Consider the following 5968-nt stretch of genomic DNA (forward strand, 5'->3'; position numbering starts at 1 on the left):
CAATCGCCTAGTCTCTGCGATTGCTTCGCTTCGTAAGCAATGACAGATAGGACTTACGCACCCAACCAAAGAAACCGGGTTTTTTTACGAAAATACTTCGTTGTTACCCATAGATCCTATCAAAAACCCGGTTTCTAGGGCCATGAGCGTAAGTCCTGAATTACCAATTACCAATTACCAATTACCCATTACCCATTACCAATTACCAATTACCTACCACCGATAATACCGATAAGGCTGATCCCCCAACTCAAAATCAGTCCGATAATCAGAGTGATAAAAATCCTTATTTTCACCCGACTTAAAAATATGACCATCCACCTTAAAACTCGCACCCAAATTAGCTAAAATCTGAGCATTCGCCCTAGTCTGTCGCCACCGAGTAAACCGCAAATAAGTCTTAACATCAGCAGTCAAAACATCCGGGTCAATCTGAGAAAAAATCGCCACACCAGAACCAACTTGAACCCGACTTAACAAACCATCAGCCGCTACCTCACCGCCCGACTTAATTAACCAACTATCATAAGAAGAACGCGATCGCAAATCCGAAGCACTAACCCCTCGCATCTCCGGCCAACTAGGAACCTTCAGCGAACCTGCAAAATCCTTCATTTCTTGCAACTGCACGCCCAAAGCAGCAGCCGACGATTTTCGAGGGATGAAAAATACCTTTCCTCCCTGATTCAAATAACGCCGTAAATCCTCATCATTAATATTCGCATCCGCCCCCACAATTACCAATCCTGAGTCAGGAGAAAATGAATTACCTCTCTGATAAATTACCCCCAATTTATCCAACCAACCCGCCTCGCCATCGCCGCCAATCAAAACCACTTTATCTACCTTCGGAGATAGAGGAGAATTTTGAGCATAACTGATAACTTGTTGACCTAACTTAGCGGCCCCTGCATCTAACGAAAAGTGGTCTTCCAAATCTAAATTATTCAAAATTAGCCGCCCTTTTCCATAGTCAAGTTCCATTAGCGGCGAGTAAGCTAAATCAAACTCAGATTCCAAAATTGGCCGCCATCCACTGCGGTGCGGTTTTTCCAATGATGCACTACTAATTGCGCCTCGATTCCCCCAACGCCAACCATATTTTTTATAAGGATTATCCCGCAAATTTCTCGTATCTGGGTAGGCTTCAATCAGCGTACTTTCTCCACTCCAATCTCGTAAATCTACTGCATCTAAACCCGTCATCACCGCTGATGTAGAATCAACTGGGAAAACACGGCGACTCAAAGGCGGCGCAACTCGGAAACCTAATTTCTGAAACCAATCTCGTTGTTGAATAAAAACGATCGCCCTTCCACCATTGCGAACAAAAGCTTCTAAATCACCAGGTATTTTTTGCCCGCTAGCAAAAGCTTCCCTACCAATAACCAAAAGCGATGCTGTTTGGGAACCATTCCAAGGTGTAACCGTGTAGCCAAACTGTTGCAACATTTTTGTAGTCTTCCCCGCCGGGTCAAAGGCTACCACAGTACCCGTCGCCTTGGGTAAATTGGGGAAAACTCGGAAACTAAACCTATCCTCGTGAGTGCGATCGCCAATCTTAGCACTCAAACGAATTTCTCCATCAACTTTATTTTGGACGCTTGCAGGTAACGTTACTTCCACAGGAAAAAATAGGGTTTTAGCCGTCTCAATACTTCCTCGATCTTTCCCAGAACCTAACTCTTTACCATCAACTATTACCTGCCAATTAAATGAAAAATCCTGTTTTGCCCTAATATCATTAATTAGCACAATTTGCTTTTCTAACTTTGCACCCGCCGCAAAACTATGGTCTTTCGCCACAAAGGCCGACTTAGAACCAGCAATCCAAGCCAGAGTTGGGCCATTATTTTGCATAATTGCTTGACCCCCTGGATGGATAGTATTAGTTTCCGGTCGGAAGTTATACCACAAGCCCTTATATACCTGCTTCAGATAAACACCTCTGCGGCCTGGCTCAAAATTGGGTAAATCTACCTTCTGATTAGCAGTTTGATTAAACTCCCATCCGTGACCATTATTCCAGGGAATCATCCCGCCCGTCATCCCAAAAGTTCGCCAACTTCGCCAAGTATTCGTACTAAATAATTGCTGCAATTTTTGGAAAGCTGGCGCAAAATTTAACTCTGGTTTAGCGAACCAACCCTTGTACTCTTGATCCTTGACAAATAACTCGCGAATTTTCTGGCGATAGGCTGGAGTTTCTAACTTATAAGCCTCATTTCCAAAATAAATCGCACTAAATTCTGTCATCCAAGGTTCGCTATTAATAGTACCGCTAAAACCATTGCGACCCCGCATCATCGTCGTGTGCAGCGGCGTACCAAACTCCACCACCATATAAGGCATATCGCCATTTTGACTCCACTCCGAGATCCATTCTTCCCGTTCTTGCAGCGGAATCATATTCAAGTAAGAATTTAGAGCATAAACATTTCCTGCTGCCCCGCCTTGGTGCAATAATACCGGTCGAGTTGGATCGTATTTCTGAACTGTAGCTGCCAAATCGTCCCCAACAGGAATTAACCGCTTCATGCGATCGTCTTCCACCTGACTAATCGTCCCTTCTAACTTCTTCTTACCAATTCGGCGCGGGTTTTGGTCTTCGCTATGTCCAAAAAAATTCGGGCTACTTCCCCACATTAAAACCGATGGGTGATTGCGGTAGCGGCGCAAATCCCTAACCATTCGAGGTTCCCAGACAGCCTTACCTGTTGGTTTGTCCCACATATCAGCATAGCCCTTAGAAGTAGCATCTAGGGCTGGGGCGATGATGGGAAAACCTTTGCGATCGCTGCGATCGGCAAACAGTTCCCGGAAGTGCCATCGGCCCCTCTCGTCGTGATTCCAAGGCCACATTTGAGCAATATTGAAACCCGCCCAGAAATAACCATCAATCATCCTGTCGGCTGCTTCCGGGATACCGGGGCTCCAACCTTGCCACTCATCCTCTAAAAGTATTGGCCGCAGGCGAATCTCAGTCCCATTTAAGTAAAATTTCCGCCCTTCAATCCAAAACTCTCGGAAGCCGAAGGGTTGATTAAATTCAGCCTGAATGCCGCTGCCTTTGACGAACAGCCGCAAGTTATATAAGTTAGGCTGACGGACATCCCAGAGGCGGGGATTGGGCCAATCCCAAACTGGTTGGAGAGTTTGAGTTCGCTGGGCCTGGACATTTGCCGAACTGGTGAATTCTTTCTCGATTTTGCCGTTTTGGTCGAGGATTTGGGCGATTAGCTGGACTTTACCGCTTTGGGCGACATCGATCAGTTCGATGTCCAGCTTGATTTGTTTTTTTCTGGTAGATGGCTGTACAAATACGTCGCTGATGAAGGGGCCAGGCGGGACGCTGAAAATTCGCACTTCCCCAATTAGTCCCCGCGATTGCAGTTTGGTTTTCTCTCTGTATATTTCCGTTGGGCCCATAATCACGGCTTTTTCTGTTTCGTCGCTGACTGCGAGTACCAGAATTGAGATGGTGTTTTTCCCCGGTTTAACGGCTTTGGTGATATCGACAGTGCCGTAGGGCCAGGCAATTTGACCGCAGTTGATGCCATTGGCAAAGACAACGGCATCGGTACTAACTCTTGCTAAGTCGAGTACGATTTTACGTCCTCCCCAATCGCTGGGAATTTCTATGGTGCGCTGATACCATGCTTTGGAGAGAGTGTTGGCATTGAAATTCTCCCAGGCATTACCATTGCCGCGATCGATTAAACCAGGTTCGTTCTCATTTTTTTCTTGTTGCCAGTTGCCAGGAACCGAGATGGTGCCCCAATTTACAGCGGAAGGGGGTTTGTCAGTGTTGCCTATGGCTGGGGCAAATTGCCAAGTGCCGTTGAGATAGATTTGACTGGATTTATTGCTGAAAGTATTAACTTGGGCTACAGTCTGTTGCGGAAAATTGATTTGTGTTAAGGGAATACTGGCAAAATTAGGATTTTGGGCAAAATTACGATTTTGAAGCGATCGCCCCAGGAACCCAAAGACTATGACTGCTAAGAAAAATAGCCCTAGTATTTTGGTCAGCCTTTTGTTCATGCTCACGTTCCGCTTTTTGTTCCCCTCCCACTCGTCAGTTGAGCAGCGGGATTGATATTAAGAGCATAGCAATTAGCATTAGCATTCAGTAATTCCTGATATAGTCTTTTAAACTGCCTTCGGTAGACTAGCGAATAGCAATAACGATAAAAAACAGAATTTCTATGGATGCCGCAGCACTCTGGCAACGCTACCAAGATTGGCTCTACTATCACGAGGGGCTGGGATTTTACCTGGATGTCAGCCGCATGGGGTTTGATGGCCCTTTTTTTGAGGGTATGAAGCCCAAGTTCGATCGAGCTTTTAAGGATATGGCTGCTTTGGAGGGGGGCGCGATCGCCAACCCCGATGAAAATCGCATGGTTGGTCACTATTGGCTGCGAAACCCAGATTTAGCCCCCTCCCCGGAATTTAAACAAGAAATTGTTGAGACATTAGAGCAAATTGAGGCTTTTGCCCAAAAAGTCCACAGCCGCGATGTTAAGCCGCCTTTTGCCCCCAAGTTCACTGATATTATTTCCATTGGTATTGGTGGTTCGGCCCTGGGCCCGCAATTCGCAGCCGAAGCTCTCGCCCCAGATTTCCCGCCATTGGCAATTCATTTTATCGATAACAGTGACCCCACTGGTATCGATCGCACTCTCAATAGGTTAAAAGATCGACTCGCTAGTACCCTAGTCATCACGATCTCTAAATCTGGGGGAACTCCTGAACCCCGCAACGGCATGATTGAAGTCCAAAAAGCTTTTGCCGCCCAGAAACTTGACTTCTCTAAGCACGCAGTTGCTGTTACTGGTACTGGCAGTAAGTTAGACCAATTAGCCAAATCTGAAGGTTGGCTGGCAACTTTCCCAATGGCTGACTGGGTGGGAGGACGCACCTCGGAATTATCCGCTGTCGGGCTGTTGCCTGCGGCTCTGCAAGGCATCGACATTCGTGCGATGCTAGGAGGAGCCAAGGAGATGGACGATGCTACTAGGACTACGAATATCAAAGGTAATCCCGCTGCACTATTAGCTTTATCTTGGTATTTTGCCGGGAATGGGCGCGGCACAAAAGATATGGTAGTGTTGCCTTACAAAGATTCTCTGTTGTTATTTTCGCGCTATTTACAACAGTTGGTAATGGAATCTTTGGGCAAGGAGAAGGATTTAGACGGCAATATTGTTCACCAAGGTATTGCTGTCTACGGTAATAAAGGTTCAACTGACCAACACGCTTACGTGCAGCAGTTGCGAGACGGGGTGCCCAATTTCTTCGCCACTTTTATCGAGGTTTTGGAGGATCGCCAAGGGGTTTCGCCAGAAATAGACCCCGGCATTACTTCTGGGGATTATCTGTCAGGTTTCTTACAAGGAACTAGGCAAGCTCTTTATGAGAATCACCGAGATTCGATTACTGTGACGGTATCTCAAGTAAATGCCCGGACTGTAGGAGCTTTAATTGCTCTCTACGAAAGAGCTGTAGGGCTTTATGGTTTTATTGTCAACGTCAATGCCTACCACCAGCCAGGAGTAGAAGCAGGGAAAAAAGCGGCGGCTGTGGTGTTGGATTTGCAACAGCGGGTTTTGGCAGTGCTTAAGGAAGAAGGGAAGCCCTTGTCTCTGGAAGCCTTGGCTAAAAAAGCAGGATCTCCTGACCAAATCGAGACGATTTATAAGAGTTTGCGACATCTAGCGGCAAATGGTCGAGGCGTGGTTTTACAGGGAAATTTAGCCCAACCTGGGAGTATAGCTGTCAGCTATCAACAGAATTAAGAATGTAAAATTAAAAATTAAAAGTGTGCTACTGCATTTTTAATTTTTAATTGTGCATTCTTAATTTTTATATCAACTGCCAAGGCAGTTAGGACGTTCTAGTTTCCTAAAACCCTTTCTTCTAATCCCTTCTAATCCCTTCTTCCCTAGCCCCTAGCCCCTAGCCC

General features: G+C 46.1%; 2 protein-coding genes. One reads left to right on the forward strand and one right to left on the reverse strand.

Annotation, left to right across the window (positions count from 1 at the left end; translation table 11 throughout):
• Positions 1-213: 213 nt before the first annotated feature.
• Positions 214-4044 (reverse strand): glycoside hydrolase family 2 protein, encoded by a 3831-nt coding sequence (locus tag PN499_RS06170; protein WP_272030813.1) that lies wholly within the window; start codon positions 4042-4044, stop codon positions 214-216.
• 164 nt (positions 4045-4208) lie between these two features.
• Between PN499_RS06170 and PN499_RS06175 the strand changes: the two genes are divergently transcribed.
• Positions 4209-5801, forward strand: coding sequence for a glucose-6-phosphate isomerase (locus PN499_RS06175; RefSeq protein ID WP_272030814.1), 1593 nt, complete (start codon positions 4209-4211; stop codon positions 5799-5801).
• Positions 5802-5968 lie beyond the last annotated feature (167 nt).

Source organism: Kamptonema animale CS-326, assembly GCF_028330895.1.
Taxonomy (GTDB): domain Bacteria; phylum Cyanobacteriota; class Cyanobacteriia; order Cyanobacteriales; family Microcoleaceae; genus Kamptonema; species Kamptonema formosum.